The 16,434-nt window shown below is 47.2% G+C and carries 16 protein-coding genes and 1 pseudogene; 9 read left to right on the forward strand and 8 right to left on the reverse strand.

What is annotated here, in order from left to right:
* Positions 1-29 precede the first annotated feature (29 nt).
* Positions 30-1,199: a site-specific integrase gene (locus QGP82_RS07735; protein WP_163668325.1), complete on the reverse strand. Its 1,170-nt coding sequence runs from the start codon at positions 1,197-1,199 to the stop codon at positions 30-32.
* A gap of 114 nt (positions 1,200-1,313) precedes the next feature.
* Here QGP82_RS07735 and hemH point away from each other — a divergent pair, with 114 nt between their 5' ends.
* On the forward strand, positions 1,314-2,477 hold the full coding sequence (gene hemH, locus QGP82_RS07740) for a ferrochelatase (protein WP_163668327.1): 1,164 nt from the start codon (positions 1,314-1,316) through the stop codon (positions 2,475-2,477).
* Between the two features lie 61 nt (positions 2,478-2,538).
* Here the strand turns inward: hemH and QGP82_RS07745 are convergent, their stop codons facing one another.
* Positions 2,539-3,093: a DUF4126 family protein gene (locus QGP82_RS07745; protein WP_163668329.1), complete on the reverse strand. Its 555-nt coding sequence runs from the start codon at positions 3,091-3,093 to the stop codon at positions 2,539-2,541.
* Between the two features lie 194 nt (positions 3,094-3,287).
* On the opposite strand from QGP82_RS07745, the gene QGP82_RS07750 reads away from it, so the two are divergent.
* Positions 3,288-3,902 carry a rhomboid family intramembrane serine protease gene (locus QGP82_RS07750; protein WP_499058194.1) on the forward strand — a complete coding sequence of 205 codons (615 nt, stop codon included), beginning with the start codon at positions 3,288-3,290 and terminating at the stop codon, positions 3,900-3,902.
* Here the strand turns inward: QGP82_RS07750 and hrcA are convergent.
* The 3 genes from hrcA to QGP82_RS07765 form a co-directional block, all read right to left on the reverse strand.
* Positions 3,860-4,948 (reverse strand): heat-inducible transcriptional repressor HrcA, encoded by a 1,089-nt coding sequence (gene hrcA / locus QGP82_RS07755; protein WP_499058195.1) that lies wholly within the window; start codon positions 4,946-4,948, stop codon positions 3,860-3,862. The genes QGP82_RS07750 and hrcA overlap by 43 nt on opposite strands.
* Positions 4,949-5,189: 241 nt before the next feature.
* Complete coding sequence (locus QGP82_RS07760) at positions 5,190-5,669, reverse strand: 2Fe-2S iron-sulfur cluster-binding protein (RefSeq protein WP_006517953.1); 480 nt, start codon at positions 5,667-5,669, stop codon at positions 5,190-5,192.
* A gap of 115 nt (positions 5,670-5,784) precedes the next feature.
* Complete coding sequence (locus QGP82_RS07765; RefSeq protein WP_499058197.1) at positions 5,785-6,522, reverse strand: hypothetical protein; 738 nt, start codon at positions 6,520-6,522, stop codon at positions 5,785-5,787.
* A 302-nt stretch (positions 6,523-6,824) separates the two neighbouring features.
* On the opposite strand from QGP82_RS07765, the gene QGP82_RS07770 reads away from it, so the two are divergent.
* From QGP82_RS07770 to QGP82_RS07780, 3 genes and pseudogenes are all read left to right on the forward strand, one after another.
* Positions 6,825-7,865, forward strand: a complete 1,041-nt coding sequence (locus tag QGP82_RS07770) for a LysR family transcriptional regulator (RefSeq protein WP_163668335.1) — start codon at positions 6,825-6,827, stop codon at positions 7,863-7,865.
* Positions 7,866-7,925: 60 nt separating this feature from the next.
* A pseudogene (locus QGP82_RS07775) lies at positions 7,926-8,030 on the forward strand (4-Cys prefix domain-containing protein); the annotation flags it as partial.
* Between the two features lie 3 nt (positions 8,031-8,033).
* Positions 8,034-10,043 carry a protein kinase domain-containing protein gene (locus QGP82_RS07780; RefSeq protein ID WP_499058207.1) on the forward strand — a complete coding sequence of 670 codons (2,010 nt, stop codon included), beginning with the start codon at positions 8,034-8,036 and terminating at the stop codon, positions 10,041-10,043.
* Between the two features lie 102 nt (positions 10,044-10,145).
* Here the strand turns inward: QGP82_RS07780 and QGP82_RS07785 are convergent, their stop codons facing one another.
* Positions 10,146-10,850, reverse strand: coding sequence for a Crp/Fnr family transcriptional regulator (locus QGP82_RS07785; RefSeq protein WP_163668339.1), 705 nt, complete (start codon positions 10,848-10,850; stop codon positions 10,146-10,148).
* Between the two features lie 694 nt (positions 10,851-11,544).
* On the opposite strand from QGP82_RS07785, the gene QGP82_RS07790 reads away from it, so the two are divergent.
* Together QGP82_RS07790 and QGP82_RS07795 are read left to right on the forward strand one after the other, a co-directional pair.
* Positions 11,545-12,099: a hypothetical protein gene (locus QGP82_RS07790; protein WP_499058200.1), complete on the forward strand. Its 555-nt coding sequence runs from the start codon at positions 11,545-11,547 to the stop codon at positions 12,097-12,099.
* A 573-nt stretch (positions 12,100-12,672) separates the two neighbouring features.
* Complete coding sequence (locus tag QGP82_RS07795) at positions 12,673-13,587, forward strand: cation diffusion facilitator family transporter (RefSeq protein ID WP_499058202.1); 915 nt, start codon at positions 12,673-12,675, stop codon at positions 13,585-13,587.
* Between the two features lie 14 nt (positions 13,588-13,601).
* On the opposite strand, the gene QGP82_RS07800 is transcribed toward QGP82_RS07795, so the two are convergent.
* Together QGP82_RS07800 and QGP82_RS07805 are read right to left on the reverse strand one after the other, a co-directional pair.
* A complete protein-coding gene (locus tag QGP82_RS07800) occupies positions 13,602-13,922 on the reverse strand; it encodes a hypothetical protein (protein WP_163664869.1) in 321 nt (106 codons plus the stop codon).
* 94 nt (positions 13,923-14,016) lie between these two features.
* Complete coding sequence (locus QGP82_RS07805; RefSeq protein ID WP_163664867.1) at positions 14,017-14,694, reverse strand: HAD family hydrolase; 678 nt, start codon at positions 14,692-14,694, stop codon at positions 14,017-14,019.
* Between the two features lie 431 nt (positions 14,695-15,125).
* On the opposite strand from QGP82_RS07805, the gene QGP82_RS07810 reads away from it, so the two are divergent.
* Both QGP82_RS07810 and dcd read left to right on the forward strand, forming a co-directional pair.
* On the forward strand, positions 15,126-15,719 hold the full coding sequence (locus QGP82_RS07810; protein ID WP_499058205.1) for a cob(I)yrinic acid a,c-diamide adenosyltransferase: 594 nt from the start codon (positions 15,126-15,128) through the stop codon (positions 15,717-15,719).
* 51 nt (positions 15,720-15,770) lie between these two features.
* On the forward strand, positions 15,771-16,364 hold the full coding sequence (gene dcd / locus QGP82_RS07815; RefSeq protein WP_163664865.1) for a dCTP deaminase: 594 nt from the start codon (positions 15,771-15,773) through the stop codon (positions 16,362-16,364).
* Positions 16,365-16,434: the final 70 nt, after the last annotated feature.

Raw genomic sequence — 16,434 nt, forward strand, 5'->3', positions numbered from 1 at the left:
TGGATGTAGGGGTGTTGCATGCAACGCCCCTACATGGGTGCCTTCATCTCATTTTTTGCTAACGCTGCCTGCACCGCCGCCTGCTGATCTCGGTAGGTCATCCAACGGTGGTACGTCCGATTGTGTACCTGTACCGAGTGGCCCATCATTCTGGCGGCGACGGCATCGGGTAGGCCCATTAATATAGTGCGCACAGCCCAGGCATGACGCAAGTCGTAGGGTGAAAACGGAATTTTGTAGCGACGAAACTGGGTGGTCACCTGCTGACCGACACGCTGCAAAGTCGTTGCATCTAGATCGGTATTGACGTTTGGGAGTTCACCAGTGGTGAGGTTAAAACGCTCTACCCATTCGGGGTAAAAGGGCCAAACTTCGTGGTGGCCGGTTTTGGTGGTTTCGCGGACAATGATTTCAGCGTTAGGGGTGCAGGTGCGATCGCAAAAGAACACCTCATGGTTCCGTAAACCATAGGTGGCCATCATGCCGTAAACATACTGCCAACGAGGATTTTTGAGGCTATCGTAAACTTCAATAATCTGTTCATCAGAGGGCAGCTCCCGTAATTGAGTGTGACTATTGCCATAGTTACCCCAAAAGGACTTGAGATCTGTAGGCAGATCCAAATTTAGAAACTCCGCTAAGGCAGCTAAAGCGGTGCAGCAAATCTGACGGCTACGGGAATTGGCCTTGGTACTTTGCACTGTGGCATAAATGGCCTCAGGCAAACTGAGGTTACGATGATGCTCTGCTGTGGCTTGCAGTTTCCGCAGGTAAGGCACGTAAGCTTTTTCCCACGTCGTTTGCAATGAAGCAGCTGAGGATTGTGAGCGCCGGGTTTCAAAAAAATACTGCTCAAAAGCATCAATCTGCGCAGATAAATCAGCCCCTGCCATGCGCAATCCTGCAACAACTCCCAGATAGTTGCGCCAATCAAAGGTATTTTGCAATAACTGAGCCGCAATGATTTTAGCCGTCTGCTCACATTGCTTCAGACCCGCTTTAGTCGCAGGCAACTTTAAAGGAACTCGCTGTTGATAGGGGCGTAGCTTAGGGCTACCAGGCCGTGGTGGCAACGTACCCCGCAGATTTAAGCGATCTCCTCGCCGTTCGATTTGCAGCCCTAATTTCGCAGCTTTTAAGCGCTGATTCACCTGCGCTAATGACTTATCTATGGAATGCGCTATGGATACATCCGCCATACTAAATGAAAAAAATTCTCAACTTCTACAAATCTGATATGCCTATCGAGTAGTTAGTTGTTACGATAAGTCAAAGATGATTAAAACTTCGTTTATAAAGGTAACTGCGCTGTCATGGGTCGTACTGGAGTCTTATTACTTAATCTTGGAGGTCCAGAGCAGTTAGAGGATGTCCGTCCTTTTCTGTTCAACTTGTTTGCTGACCCAGAGATTATCCGGCTCCCATTTCCCTGGTTGCAAAAACCTCTCGCTTGGCTAATTTCCACTAGCCGTGCTAATAAATCCCAGGACAATTATAAGGAGATTGGAGGTGGTTCTCCCCTACGCCGTATTACTGAAGAGCAGGGGACAGCCCTCAAGGAGTACTTACAAAAACTGGGGCGCGATGTCAAGATTTATATTGGCATGCGCTACTGGTATCCCTTCACTGAAGAGGCTGTTGCTCAAATTAAGCAAGATGGCATTGAAGACCTCGTTATTTTGCCTCTATATCCTCAGTTTTCCATTAGTACTAGTGGCTCTAGTTTCCGGCTGCTAGAAAAACTTTGGCAGGCCGACCCCGCCCTACAGAAAATTAACTACACCCTGATTCCGTCTTGGTACAACAGCCCTGGCTATGTCAGAGCTATGGCAGATTTGATCATTCAAGAGCTGGATAAACTACCAAATCCTGAAAGTGGTCACATCTTCTTTAGCGCCCATGGTGTACCCGTTAGCTATGTCGAAGAAGCAGGTGATCCATACCAGCGAGAGATGGAGCACTGCGTTGACTTAATCATAAAAGCGGTCAATCGTCCCAATGACTTTACACTGGCTTATCAAAGTCGTGTAGGCCCCGTAGAGTGGCTACAGCCCTACACAGAAGATGCCATTGAAGAGTTGGCAGAGAAAGGCATTGATGACCTTGTGGTTGTGCCCATTAGCTTTGTATCTGAGCACATTGAAACTTTGCAGGAAATCGATATTGAATATCGCGAGTTGGCTGAAGAATCTGGCATCAAAGGATTCCACCGAGTTCCTGCCCTGAATACCTATCCTGTCTTTATTGAAGACATGGGTAACATGGTGGTAAAGGCGTTGGAATCTCCCCGTAAGCTATTTTCTGACGCTGCGCAGTTGCAGAAACAGGTACGTATTTACCCTCAAGATAAGTCTGCATGGGGGTTAACTCCCTTTGCCGAGGTCTGGAATGGTCGCCTAGCGATGGTGGGTTTCTTGGCACTACTGCTGGAAATGGTAAGCGGTCATGGGCCGTTGCACATTGCTGGACTGATGTAATTCTGCAAGAGCAATACAAAAATGCCGGAGGGTGGGCAATGCCCACCCTCCGGCATTTTTATCACCGTTTTTTCTGCCATTGCCGCCAGACAGCTGAACTCCGGATAGCAAACCAAAGTAAAAATAAAGCAATTAGGCCACCTTGTTCCGGTGCATCAAAGGCAAAGAATACCAGGCAGATGCAAAGGGCATCTTCCACAAAAATCATCCACATGGGCGGGCTGTTAAAACGATATAGCCAGCCCACTTGAACCATTTGAATAACCAAGGCAAGCACGCCTCCTGTCACGGCTAAAAGGACAAGGGTGAGGCTGTCATTGATATCAGCGAGGCGTGCGATCGCAACGCCAGCAATTGTGCCAACAAACGGACTGATAAACAGCTCCGCACTTTGCAAAAATCGACGACTGACCCGATCTTTAGAAATCGTCAATTCTAGCAGGGACCAAATCACCAACACGGCAACCACCAACATCTGAGGAATGTTGGCCAAAATTGGCACAGCGGCCCATAACTGTTCGCCTGAAAACAGGCCAATCAGCAGTAATGGTAACGCCAGTCTGAGGCCAGTGGCTGCCGAAATCGAGAGCACCGCTAGCAGTTCTGGAAGGATCACGTCGTTTCTGTAAATGGAGTGAAGGGAGTCAAACGTGAGATGAGGGTGGTGACGCAGGTAGGGCGGTAGAAATGCAAATTTGCAAGAGAAGCGAAGGCAACTTTACGGTAGTTGGCTTAACCTAGGAACTAGTGGTTATTCCAAGCCTGTGCCGCATAGGTTGCCCACATCCTGAGTTAATGCCATCTCAAAACATGTCATCCGATCGTCCTCTCTTATCTGAACTGAAATCTGCTACCGTAGCTCGATTTCAGCTATTGGGTATCGTTTTGATTACCCTATGGTGTATTGAAATTATAGATTTTTTAGTGTTTGGTGGGCATCTCGATCGATACGGTATTCGCCCCCGTTCTATAGATGGGATCTGGGGAATTCTCTTTGCCCCATTTCTCCATGGTGGATTTAATCATTTATTAGCGAATACAGTACCCATGCTCACCCTCAGCTGGTGGGTGATGCTGCGCTCTATCGACACCTGGATCAAAGCCACAGTGATGATTACGATCCTGGGGGGAGCAAGCACATGGTTATTGGGCAGTCTCTTTTCTCTAGGTTCAACCGTCCACATTGGGGCCAGTGGCCTAATCTTTGGCTATTTAGGATTTTTAGTAGCCCGAGGATATTACGAACGAACGATGGGTGCGATCGCAATATCCTTATTTATCCTAGTTACCTATGGCGCAATGTTTTGGGGAGTTTTACCCACACAACCTGGAATTTCCTGGGAAAGCCACCTTTTTGGCTTTATCAGTGGCATTGTCGCCGCCTACTGGTTAACGTCTAAGCCTGACATAATCTCTGATAGATAACTAGATGTGGCTTCAACAGCTGCAATTGTATTTTCATACAGCATCCGAGTGGGTCCCATCACCCCCACACTACCCAACGGCAGAGAGTCCCGATTATAGGTCGCTGAAATCAGAGCACAGCTTTGCATTGGCTCCAGCGGATTTTCCTCTCCAATCCAAATCTTAAGCAGCGGGCTATCGTCTGAGTAGATCAAGGGCCATAGCTGCTCGCGTCCATCTGCCAACAACGACACCAGGTTTCTCAGCTGACTTTGCTCTGCAAACTCCGGCTGACTCAACACATCCGCTACACCTTTTACCAAAATATGGGTTTGGGGCTGACGCTTACGGCGCGACAGGTCATCAATGGCCTGACAAAGGGCTACAACATGATGTTCGGCTGTATCTACTTCATCCCAATCTAAGCTAGAGATCTCAGACAGCTGCCTGCCACATAGCTGAGCGGTTAAAAAATTGGATAAAATCTGTAGCTCTCGATTCAGCACTTCCTCGTCTTGGGTTCCCCCGGCCCCCGTAGTGCCTCTAGGCAAACTAACCACCATAGACTCAGTACCGTAGCTATCTAAGACCACCACTAAAAGCACTTGCTCAGCCGATATTTGCACTAGCTGTAAGTGCTTGACCACCATTTTTTCTAATACAGGCATGGTCACTAAAGCCACATAGCCACTCAAGTGAGCCAGAATGTGAGCCGCTTCCTGCAACAAGGCCTCAATGCTCCATCCCTGCCAATCTAGATGCTGTGACAAAAGTTGATCGATCCGCAGAGCCGTTGGCCTTGAAGGCTTAATCAGCTGATCCACATAGAGCCGATATCCTGAGTCAGAAGGCACTCGCCCTGCTGATGTGTGGGGCTGATATAAAAAACCAGAGCGCTCCAGTGCCCCCATGACATTTCGCACTGTGGCCGCACTGACATTTAAGTCATAGGCATCCAGCAAGGCTTTGGACCCCACAGGCTCTGCTGTCGACACATAGTGGCGCACAGTGGCACGCATCACATTTTGTTGACGGAGATTAAGATCCCTAGATTTATCGACAGCCATCAATATCTAAAAATACAAGCAGCCACATCAAGTATTATCTGGCCGAGCCCTCAATTAAACCCATACTAAAGGGTGCTGTTTACCTAGAAAGCTCAATAAGATACTAAATCTTTTAATAAAGATATTAAATTGTCTTTCTCAAAAAGACCTTGAAGACTATGGGCGTAAACATATCGTTACAAAATAATCTAAGCAATACAGGGACCTGCCTACATAGTGCCGTCTACCAGATACCTACATTCTAGGTACTGTGGTTGAAATACTCGTTCAGGTTTAAATCGGCACCATTTGCAATTTTGCGTAACATCGACCGGGTAATTAATTTGCCCTGTTCTACCAGCACGGCACCAGTCAAAGGGTGCAGTAAGTCTTGGTCGGCTCGACGACCAATCAGAGACTCAATGTCCTTGATGGAGTTGACGTACATGCCAGGGGGTAACTCCACCACTACACCATTCCCCTTCACCCGAGCTTGACAGGCTAAACGAGAATTGGCTCTACAGGAAGTAATAATTGCTAGGGTACGTTGCTCCCGTCGACTGATGGGGGTCAATTCATCCATGCCTTCATTGACATAAACGTGGCAGGTAGCACACATACCTCGTCCGCCACATTCCTTTAATACAGTTAACTCTTGATGTAATAAGACCGATAACAGGTTGCCGTTAGTTTCAACGGCACTCTCCTGGGCAATCGGTTCTAACCGAACTGTCTTTACCATAGGTGTTTAAATATCGGGCAAAATTTTCCACTATTCACGTAAACATAGTGACTGGCAAGTGTTTAAAATTGACTCAGTGTTTGGTTTACCGTCACTAATATCCGCAACACAACAGTTATCCACCAAACAGCAGCTGCCAGTGCTCTTTAGGTAGTGTCTGCTCCACTAATACGTCGTAATCTCGAATAATACGGGTACATCGCTGATGAAATCGCTGAGTCCACAGACGAATCTCTGTGAGCTGTTCCGGCGAAAGTTTTGAATCTACATCCTTCACACTGATCGTGCCATCAACGGAAATACAAAATTTCTTCAGCCAGACCATGTCCTGGGATTGATAGGTGCGCCAATGATTAGCCACCAATTGCGTGCCTAAATATCGACTCGTTACCTGACTAAGACTATTCATCGCCGCTACAACATCATCAACACTAGCTGTTTGCCGCTGTGCAGAGAATGTTGTGGCAGGAGTTACATTGTCGGCATGAATGGACTGTATGCTCTCAACTAACGCTAAATAGTCAGCTTTAATGAACTGCATTAGCTCACTGACCGACTTCGAATACTGGCTAGAGAGTGTGCCTTCACTAAAAACTAGTAAGACAGCTCCGCTCTCAACCTTGTGCAACTCCACCTGATACGACCCAAATTGAAATGCACAAAATTCTAGCGAGGTGGGCGTTGTCTTGATAATCTGTTGAATTCCTTGTAGCAGTAGGGGATTTTTATCAGGCCCGTTCCCTTGAGGAAAGCCAACGCTATAAGCGTGATTGGAGGTGTCATTTAAAGGCACCAGACTAAAACCAATAATACCGGGCAGGTCTAGAAAATTTTGAATTAATTGGAACTGCATATAAGCAAGACTAGAGCAGATAGAATATGACCACAAACGTTCAATAAAATCGGTAAACTCATTGACAAGCTTTAAAAGTTTTCCTCACAAAAAATACTTTAGCTAACGTTTTGAGTTATTCTCCCCTCATAAGGAATGAATGATCTACGTATCCTGTGGACTTTAACGTGCTAGTAAGTGTGTTAAGCAGCGACAGGGTAGCTCTATTTGTTAGATACTTTAAAGTGCTCTTATTAGTAGAGGCCCTTATTGATCGTGCCACGGATTTTGCTTGAAATACCGGCGTTAACACCCTAACCGTTATGTCTGACCTCCCGTTTACGTTAGATCAACTGCGCATTCTAAAGGCGATTGCGGCAGAGGGTAGTTTCAAGCGAGCTGCCGATAGTCTGTATGTATCTCAGCCTGCCGTTAGCCTGCAGGTACAAAATTTAGAGCGTCAGTTGGATGTCCCTCTATTTGACCGTGGTGGTAGGAGAGCACAGCTCACTGAAGCGGGATATTTGTTGCTGGAATATGGCGATCGCATCCTCAGTCTTTGCCAAGAGACCTGTCGCGCCATTGAGGATTTGCAAAAACTACAGGGGGGCACTCTGATTGTGGGGGCCAGCCAAACCACAGGCACCTATCTACTACCAAGGATGATTGGCCTGTTTCGTCAACGCTATCCAGATGTGGCGGTACAGCTTCATGTGCATTCCACTCGCCGCACCTCTTGGAGTGTCGGCAATGGCCAGATTGACCTGGCGATTATTGGGGGTGAAGTCCCTCCAGAACTACAGGATTCGCTGGAAATTATCCCCTACGCTGAAGACGAACTGGCGTTGATTATGCCTGTCTTCCATCCACTGGCCAGTAGTCAAGCGATTCAGCGAGAAGATCTCTACAAACTAAAATTTATTTCCCTCGATTCCCAATCTACTATTCGTAAGGTAATCGACCAGGTACTCACCCGGTGCGGCATTGAAACCCGGCGGCTAAGAACCGAAATGGAACTGAACTCCATTGAGGCCATTAAAAACGCCGTTCAGTCTGGGCTGGGAGTGGCCTTTGTCTCAATCTCAGCCATTGAGAAAGAATTACAGATGGGAGTATTGCATCGAGCCAAAATTGACTCGGTCGTAGTCAAACGCACCCTATCGGTGATTTTTAATCCCAATCGCTATCGCTCAACGGCAGCTGGAGCTTTTACCAAGGAGATTCTGCCTCAGTTTACAAACCGGGAAATTGACTTTGATCAGCGCTCTGATCGCAAGAAAAATGGGGGAAATCAGGCAGCACCCGCTAAAGCAGATACCAACGGCAAGCAAGTAGACCAAAAACCTGTTGAAGAGAGCAATTAAGCTTTAGTTAAGCTTATTCTTGGGCGTTGCCACTTGAATACGTCGTCACGTTGCTGCTCCATGCAATTACACTGCACTAGACCCGGCTGTTCTCGACCAGTTAACTTCCATCCAAACCTAAAGGATTCGCTTCAAACAGCGTCTCAGCTCTTTTGCACGAGCTGTGGCATGCCGTTAATTTTAAGAGGACGGTATTTGCCACAGCGACTTTTAGGTCAAGGGGGGTTTGGGTCAGCTTATTATGCGTGCGATCGCGACACCCCCACCTTACGTCCCTGCGTTGTCAAGCTATTTCAACCATCAGCCCAACTCAACCAACAACAATTAAAGATTGCTCAGAAGCTCTTTGCCCGTGAGGCTGAGGTCCTAGAGCGTCTAGGAAATCAACATCCACAAATTCCCGATCTCTACGCCTATTTCCCCATCGTGGTGAAATCTCCATCATCGGGTCAGGATGAAGAATACTTTTACCTGGTCCAAGAATTTATTGATGGTGAAGACTTAGACCAAATTCTCGATCGGCGCGGCACCTTACCCGAAAGGGCAGTTAAAGCTATCCTCATCTCTATTTTAAAAGTCCTGGATTTTGTCCATAGTAACGGAGCTATTCATCGCGATATCAAACCTTCTAACATTATGAAAACAGTTGATAATCAGCTGTATTTGTTAGATTTCGGAGCAGTCAAACAGGTCACTGGAGCCGCTGCATCAAATCGTTCAACAGGCATCTACACCACAGGCTACGCACCTCCCGAGCAGGTTACTGGTGGACAAGTTTTTCCAGCGTCCGATCTCTATTCCTTAGCCGTTACCTGCATTATTTTATTGACTGGCCAAGAAACAGCAGATCTATTTGATAGCTATAGCAGCGAGTGGCTTTGGCAAAAATACATCACCCTTGAAGACAAAAATCTGGACCATGTCATCACCAAACTACTAAGTGCTAGTCCTCAAGATCGATATCACAGTGCCCAGGCCGCCTTAGATGTCTTGATGCCCAGCATCAGTCATTCGGTATCTGGTGCAGCGACACCTACGCCCCAAACACCGACGTCACCGTCACCACCCCCACCACCTCTCCCCAAACCCGCAACACCACCCGCAACGGCTACGCCACCAGCACCAAGGCTCAATACGTCACCACCTCAGCCACTCAACACAGCAGCCTCCCAAAACCCTGTTTCAACTCGCCAAACCAAACCAGGAGTCATACGGCCATGGATGCTCGGTCTGGCTCTACTCGTCGCATTGGTAGCTGGAGGAGGTTGGTGGATAAAACAAAAGGGTCTGTTTAACACCCCAACATCACAGCTATCCGACATCAAGCCAGCAGAAAAATTTGCAGATGTCGATGTACCAACCGGGCAATTCACCTATGGTGGTAGCACCACTTGGGCTCCCATTCGAGGCATCATTGATCCTCAGCTACAGCAGGCTATTCCGGGGTTACAACTAACCTACCAAGCACCCAGCAATCAAGCGCCAGGGTCGTCTGCTGGTATTCAAATGCTGATCAAGGGTGAACTAGATTTTGCCCAGACATCGCGCCCTCTCACTCAAGCCGACAAGCAACAGGCCCACCAACAGGGTATAGCGTTACAAGAAATTCCTGTGGCCATTGAAGGGGTTGCCGTCGTTACCCACCCAACGTTACCACTTTCAAATTTGAGTCAGGCTGACCTCCGGGATATCTACACTGGCCGTGTCAATAATTGGCAACAACTCGGTGGCCCTGATCTTCCCGTTGTACCCATTTCCCGTGATGATGCAGGTGGCACCGTGATGTTTTTTAGCCAGATCGTGCTGAATGGAGAAGCCCTAAGTACTCAGGTACAACGCAGCAATAACACGACTGAAGCGATTCGTCTCACAGCTAACACACCAGGCGCTATTTACTTTGCATCGGCTCCAGAAGTCATAGGTCAGTGTACGGTCAAACCGCTCTCCATCAATCAACAGCCTCCGTATCAACTCCCCTATATTGATTTACAAAACTGCCCTAATCAGCGCAATCAACCCAACCTAAAGGGATTTGAGTCAGGAAACTATCCTCTAACGCGTCAAATTTATATTGTGTCAAATATCGATAAGCCCATTGGCCAAGCCTATGCAGAGCTAATTTTATCGGATGAAGGTCAAGCCGCTTTAAGCAGCGTAGGGTTTGCACGCCTGCAATAATCCTAAGGAACCGTGCCAAGCTCCACAAATTCTAGAAACACCAAAACGTAGGGGGGTGCATGCCCCCCCCTACGTTTTGGCAAATAAAAATAAACTCAGCTCTTATCCCTGTTGCTTGAGGCTGGCACTAAAAGGAATACTAATCAAATTTTCCCCATGGCTCTGAATTAGACCCCGCTGACGCAATTTGCCCATCAGACGTGTGACGGTTACTCGGGTTGAACCGATAGCACTACCAATTTGAGCATGGGTTAATGGGAAGGGCAGGTAATAGCCATTTTCACAGGGCTCACCGTACTCATCAACCAGTAGAGTTAGAAAACCAAGCAGGCGATCGATGGTACGACGCTGCCCCAAAGTACTTAACCAAAGCAATTTACGCTGGTGCTGACGACGAAATGCGTCTAGCACCTCACGACGAAAATGAGGCCACGTGTCCAAATCGTTCCAGTAAAGCCAAACGATAGTTGTTTGATCTACATGGGAAAAACTTTGCAGGGTAAATGGTGGCTGCGCAACGATCTCAAACGGCTGACCTGCACCGACAAACCCTAGGAATGCTTCTTCAGCTGCCACCAAGGGGACCCTGGCAGATGAACTCTTCTGCTGCTTTAGCGTGGCGCTAACCTGAGCGCTTCCAACTAAGCGCACAGCTCCCTGTTGCACTAAATAAAGCAGTCCAGGGCGTGTCGGAATCCTCTCATCTTTACTAAAAGTGCGGCATCGATAGTGCTCTTGCGCCCAATCCAGAATGCGTTGCCATACATGAAATGGCCGAGCGTCATCTGATGGGATAGATGAGGACATGGAGGAGGTGCTGGAAGTTGTCGATAATTCAGATAGTGTCATTTACCTAGTGTCAAGCCATAGAGTTTGTAGACAAAACAAACAACCTGGAAAGCTTCCGATTAAAGAAAATTCCAGTTATCGATACGCCCTGAAAGCAATCATTTATGTAAATTAAAAAGAAGTAATTTAAAGCTCTATGTCAACTACCAAGGAACCACCATATCTGTCAACCGTAAAACCACGATCAGTATACGGAACAAACATGTCAAGTACATTAATACAAACGACTAACCTGGTTGGCATCCTAAAATTGATTTCTTTATATTTACTTCAGCTTTTATTGAAGGAGATGATTGAAATACAACCACTAATTCTTCAATAAAGCTAAAAAGGCCTGAACAGAGTCGGGTCTGTCCTACTTACTTTGACTATTACAAATATGACATGGTTTTCGTTAAAACGGACATTGCAGTCTAATCTAGCTTCCTCGATTGAAGTTCTTAATCCCATCAATCAAGATGTACCTAGATTAAACCTTCATACTCACCTTAGGTATTCAGCAGTTTTGTTAAGCATCGGTAAAACCACACAGATTTGTCATCAGAATATTCCCTTAAAAAAAGTTAACTGTAACGGAACAGTTACATACATTTCTGCAATTTCACGGAAGTTGGCGACAATCTGGCAGCAGCCAAGCGATGACATCGCAAATATGCTGTTATCGATCTTACGCCAACAAACCACTCCACCCCTATGGTCTAGTGTTCATAAGACCAGGGATGGTTGGTTGGAGTTCGTCATTTCTCAGCGAGGAATGGCACAGTGGCAACAGCAGCTAGAACAGTGGATACTGCCCTTGGCACCATCGCCTTGGCCGATTACGCCTGAAGACCTATGGCAACTGCAATCTGCTTATGAGCTGTGCTGTCGATGGCAAACCCGTGATCATCAGCGCGATTTTTTAACTACAAAAAGCGCTGCAAGGAGCATCGAAAGGGGCCCAACGGAAACGTTTCAAACTTCCTGGTCTCCTTTACAAGCTCTGATTCATTGTTTGTTGGATATCTGCGATCGATGGCATCAGACAACCTCACCTCAGCTTTTGCGACAGGTTCAACAGCTTGTCCTGGCATTAGCAGCCTGCACTACGCCAATCAATCAATCACCAGAAGTCTTTGCCCTTAGACCTTGGCTAGAATCAACTCGAATTGTCTTGAAACAGTCTGTGAACGGCAGATTAGGCTACCAACTAGCTGAACGATTGTAGGTACTCTAGATATCTAACCTATGCAAACCTGCCACGGGGGGATGACAAAGTCCACGATGTGCCCTAACATATGGATGTGTGTGAGGAGCGAACCAGTGAGGGTACCGAGACGAAACACGGCCAGTCGTCGGTACCCTTTCTGCTTTTAAAATTTTCAATTAGTCAATCAGATGCACTTGCTTCTCCCACATCCTTCTTAAAAGATTTAGAAAAGCATTCGCTGCAACCAACTTTTCTAAACTGCTGTCAAGGACTCGTATAGCTATTCGTATTGTCTGAATATTGAGCTGAAGTTTCTGTCTGCTTTTGTCAGCAAGTTACAGACGTTTGAGAAACATATGATGAGCGATGGCATCGGCTCGTGATGTCTTTGCCTGCCAGACCTGAAATTAATTTAGGGGTATCAGGTCTATTCTTACTATATTTACTCTAGCTACTGGTTAAATCAGTAGCTTTTTTATTGTTTCCTATAGGTAGGATCCAATGTTCATGGCTCATACGACATCTTGACTGATAGCGTTCGGTAGGGAAAATCATGGCTAACCCCACATTCAACTTGAAAGAAAATCCCCCATGGTCATAGATGCTGGGCAACAAAGGCAAACATGCTACCGCCTATTGCTCATGATGCTCTGGGCTAATTTAGTGATTTTGACAATTGAGGTCATAGCGGGTTGGGTCAGTCATTCTGTATGTCTATTAGCAGAATCACTCCACACTCTGATTGATGTATTTAGCACGGCTCTAAGTTTGACAGCGGTCGCTTCATCGCATCGTCCATTAGGACGCGAAATATGGGGCCATGGTCGAGGAGAAGCAGGAGGGGCGTTAATTTTAGCAGCTACGTTAGGGTTCTTTGGCGTCAGCCTATTAATCGTTGCTTTAAGGCAATTTCAACTAGCAATGCAAAAGATTACGACTCCTTTTCCAGTAGAAGTGACCGTAGCGCTGATGCAGTTGATGGCTGCCATGGTAGCCATTGCCTTAACTTTAGCTTTATTGGTGTCTTACCAAGGCAGATATCTAAATAGTTTGGCCCTTAAACTCACGACACAACATGTCTTAGGCAATGGCTGGCTCAGCATCATAATGCTGTTAAGCTTGGTAGGTATCTGGCGTGGTTATACTTGGCTCGATCCACTGCTTGCGATCGCACTTATCATCTTCACCCTTCACAGCTTCTGGCGCGTCCTAGACACCCAACTACCCACATTGTTACGTCCCACTGCCATTGCACCTGAAGCGATTGCCCAGGTAGCGACTAGCGTAGAGGGGGTCACCCGATGCAATCTCATTCGGTCACGGGGCATGGTCGGTCGCCAAGTTTGGATCGAACTTTATCTGGCCGTTCATCCAGAATTTTTAGCCATGTCCCACACTATCGGTGAACGTGTGGAAAATGCGTTACGCCAGCATTATGGACCAGTAAATACCCAGATTTGGGTAGAACAGGCCTACACACCACCCCCCGCTAGAAATTATTACTAGCCCTACCCCCACTCCTACTCTTCACTATCTCCCCCGCCAATCTTCGTTGCATTGGTCAGCTCGACTAAATTACTGGCAAACTCTTCAATTACCTGCTGGTTATTCGTAGCAAACATACGGGCCATCATGGCAATGGCAGCCAGCCGTTTAAGCCTTTTGTGGAGGGTTTGCAAGCTAGAACCATCCGTATGGGTTAGATCTGTGCTGAGGTCATCAAGTTCTAGCAGGACATCTTCCCGCTGTTCCTTAGGAAATGCTTGCGCTAGTTGACGCAAATTCACTAAACGGTCTTGGACCGTCTGTGACTCAGGCGAATGTTCAGAAGCGTTGCTCATAATGGAAATCCATAACTAATCCCTTCCTAGCATCTAAGAGTCTGGGACGTCCTTGCAACTCATCATTGACTGGCCCTGACAAACGTTCTAAGCGCTATCTTGATGCTGTACCTGCCACATCCGGATCGCCAACATAGGCCAGCAATCGGCTATCGGTAAAATCTGCAATCGTACACTGGGCTCCTAATTGACATAGGATCGTGTCGCTATGGGTAGACGTCACGCCAATAGTGGGAATGCCCGCCGCAGTCGCTGCCTGAACACCCGTGGGAGAATCTTCAAACACAATTGCCTCATCTGGAAGCAGCCTCAACTGCTCTAATGCAGTTTGATAAGGAAGCGGATCAGGCTTACCTTTAGGTAAATCATCCGCAATGACAATAGGATCAAAAACACCGTTTAAGGCCAGGGTTTTCAGCATAAATTCCGCATTGGGGCGGGGGGCATTTGTCACTAGGGCAATGGCATATCCTTTCTGCTCAATGGAGTGAAGAAAGTCGGTCAGCCCTGGCATCCGCTGGAGTTGATTCGCGGCCATTTCTCGAAACTGAGCTTCTTTATCAGCAATAAAAGCTACTCCTGCTTCCACTGAAAGCTGCGGTAAGAGATCTTGCACAATATCAGGGTTAAGACGCCCGCTGATAAAGCGATCATAAAATTCCTGGTCGACGACCATGTCATGGGATGCCAGCAATGTCTGCCACACTTGGAAGTGAATTGGATCGGTGTTGGCCAGGGTGCCATCTAAGTCAAATAAAACTGCTTTTAACATTGGAGTGGCGTTCTAAAAAACGATATAACTCTTCGACCATAGCGTGGGTTAGCCGTTGAGAGCTGTGTCGTGGCTATCCTCAAACCCTGTGTTACGATAGCGACCTACGAGACTTGAACGATGAAAAAACGGATTAAAGCAGATAGAGCTAGCGTGGTGATTGCGATCGCAACTCTTACCCTGGTGGCCGTGGTGGCTTTAGCGTCCCCAGCTTTCGCAACGTAGATTCTCCCTCCCATCAGATAGTACATCTTAACTATATAGTCTATATAGCACTAAGCCTGAGCTATGCAAGGTTGGGGCATCCATCACCAGTGGTGAGTATCATTATCTTTGCAAGAAAATCATCATGTTAAGTAGCTGCTTAAATCTGTCAGGTATGCGCTATATTTAGGGCTCTACTGAGAAAGTGCTACTAGATATAGCGTTTTATGGTTCAACAGCTGAGGGTAGATCAGAATGCCCGCCGCCCATCCCGCCTCTCGCCTGTTCCTGATGTTTCCCAAAACATTGCCAGCGGGGAGCGTCACCCATTTTTACAAGCCCTTGAAGGATCAATACGGGTATTTACATCTGTTCATCGCAGCTTTTTTACCAATGTCATGGTTCAAGCCCTGCACTCTGCAGACCAAGGTATGACGGTACTAGTAGCTCAGTTTCTCAAAGGCGGTATTGACCAAGGCCCAGGTCACATGACCCACATGGGGCAAAACTTAGACTGGTTACGCTGCGGGTACGCTGGTTGCATTTTTGAAACTACAGACGATGCCGATGCCCAAAGGGCAGTAGGTGAGCTGTGGTCCCATGTCAAGTCAGTTGTACAAAGCGATCAATATGGTTTGGTCATGCTAGATGAGCTCAGCCTTGCCATTGAATACGGTTTAATTCCCGAAGCAGAGGTACTCGATTTACTTAAGCACCGCCCCACTCAAATGGATATCATTTTGACAGGCCCTAAGATGCCCTATTCAATTCTGTCAATGGCCGATCAGGTCACTGAGTTCCGCCGTGAGTTTTTGCCCTAGTCAAAAGGCAATCAAGCCCATTTCCATATGGTGAGTCGTGAGTCGTAAACAATGATCAAAAATGATGCTTGGATCAACACCATGGCCAAAGAGGGCATGATTGCGCCCTTTGAAACCAAACTAGTGCGACGGGTAGACCTAAATGGTGCCAACGTGCCCGTCATCAGCTACGGACTATCTTCTTTTGGATACGACATCCGCTTATCACCTAAAGAATTTCGGATTTTCCGTCATATACCAGGCACGGTCATCGACCCTAAACACTTTAATCCAGAAAACTTGGAGCTCACTCAGCTGCAACGTGATGAATCCGGCAGCTATTTCATATTGCCTGCCCATTCCTACGGCTTGGGAGTAGCCCTAGAGCGACTTGCGATTCCCGACAACATTACTACTATTTGTATCGGCAAAAGTACCTATGCCCGCTGCGGGATTATCGCTAACCTGACACCAGCCGAAGCCGGCTGGCGTGGTTACCTTACATTAGAGTTTTCCAACTCCTCCAGCGCAGACTGCCGTATCTACGCCAATGAGGGCGTCGTGCAGCTTTTATTTTTGGAAGGGGATCCTTGCCAAATTAGCTATGAAACTCGCCAGGGTAAGTATCAGGATCAATCAGAAATGGTCACCCTGGCGCGGGTTTAGTTAACCGATACTATATATAGAGACGGTTCGTTGTTGTGGCGTTTCAATGAAACACAAGACCAAGAAACCC

It is taken from the genome of Leptothoe sp. LEGE 181152 (genome assembly GCF_032906605.1).
GTDB lineage: Bacteria > Cyanobacteriota > Cyanobacteriia > Phormidesmidales > Phormidesmidaceae > Leptothoe > Leptothoe turfae.

Coding starts and splice junctions, on each gene's coding strand:
- QGP82_RS07735 (WP_163668325.1), bottom strand. CDS start 1,199: ATGGCGGATGTATCCATAGCGCATTCCATAGATAAGTCATTAGCGCAG.
- hemH (WP_163668327.1), top strand. CDS start 1,314: ATGGGTCGTACTGGAGTCTTATTACTTAATCTTGGAGGTCCAGAGCAG.
- QGP82_RS07750 (WP_499058194.1), top strand. CDS start 3,288: ATGTCATCCGATCGTCCTCTCTTATCTGAACTGAAATCTGCTACCGTA.
- hrcA (WP_499058195.1), bottom strand. CDS start 4,948: ATGGCTGTCGATAAATCTAGGGATCTTAATCTCCGTCAACAAAATGTG.
- QGP82_RS07760 (WP_006517953.1), bottom strand. CDS start 5,669: ATGGTAAAGACAGTTCGGTTAGAACCGATTGCCCAGGAGAGTGCCGTT.
- QGP82_RS07765 (WP_499058197.1), bottom strand. CDS start 6,522: ATGCAGTTCCAATTAATTCAAAATTTTCTAGACCTGCCCGGTATTATT.
- QGP82_RS07770 (WP_163668335.1), top strand. CDS start 6,825: ATGTCTGACCTCCCGTTTACGTTAGATCAACTGCGCATTCTAAAGGCG.
- QGP82_RS07780 (WP_499058207.1), top strand. CDS start 8,034: ATGCCGTTAATTTTAAGAGGACGGTATTTGCCACAGCGACTTTTAGGT.
- QGP82_RS07785 (WP_163668339.1), bottom strand. CDS start 10,850: ATGTCCTCATCTATCCCATCAGATGACGCTCGGCCATTTCATGTATGG.
- QGP82_RS07790 (WP_499058200.1), top strand. CDS start 11,545: ATGCTGTTATCGATCTTACGCCAACAAACCACTCCACCCCTATGGTCT.
- QGP82_RS07795 (WP_499058202.1), top strand. CDS start 12,673: ATGGTCATAGATGCTGGGCAACAAAGGCAAACATGCTACCGCCTATTG.
- QGP82_RS07800 (WP_163664869.1), bottom strand. CDS start 13,922: ATGAGCAACGCTTCTGAACATTCGCCTGAGTCACAGACGGTCCAAGAC.
- QGP82_RS07805 (WP_163664867.1), bottom strand. CDS start 14,694: ATGTTAAAAGCAGTTTTATTTGACTTAGATGGCACCCTGGCCAACACC.
- QGP82_RS07810 (WP_499058205.1), top strand. CDS start 15,126: ATGGTTCAACAGCTGAGGGTAGATCAGAATGCCCGCCGCCCATCCCGC.
- dcd (WP_163664865.1), top strand. CDS start 15,771: ATGATCAAAAATGATGCTTGGATCAACACCATGGCCAAAGAGGGCATG.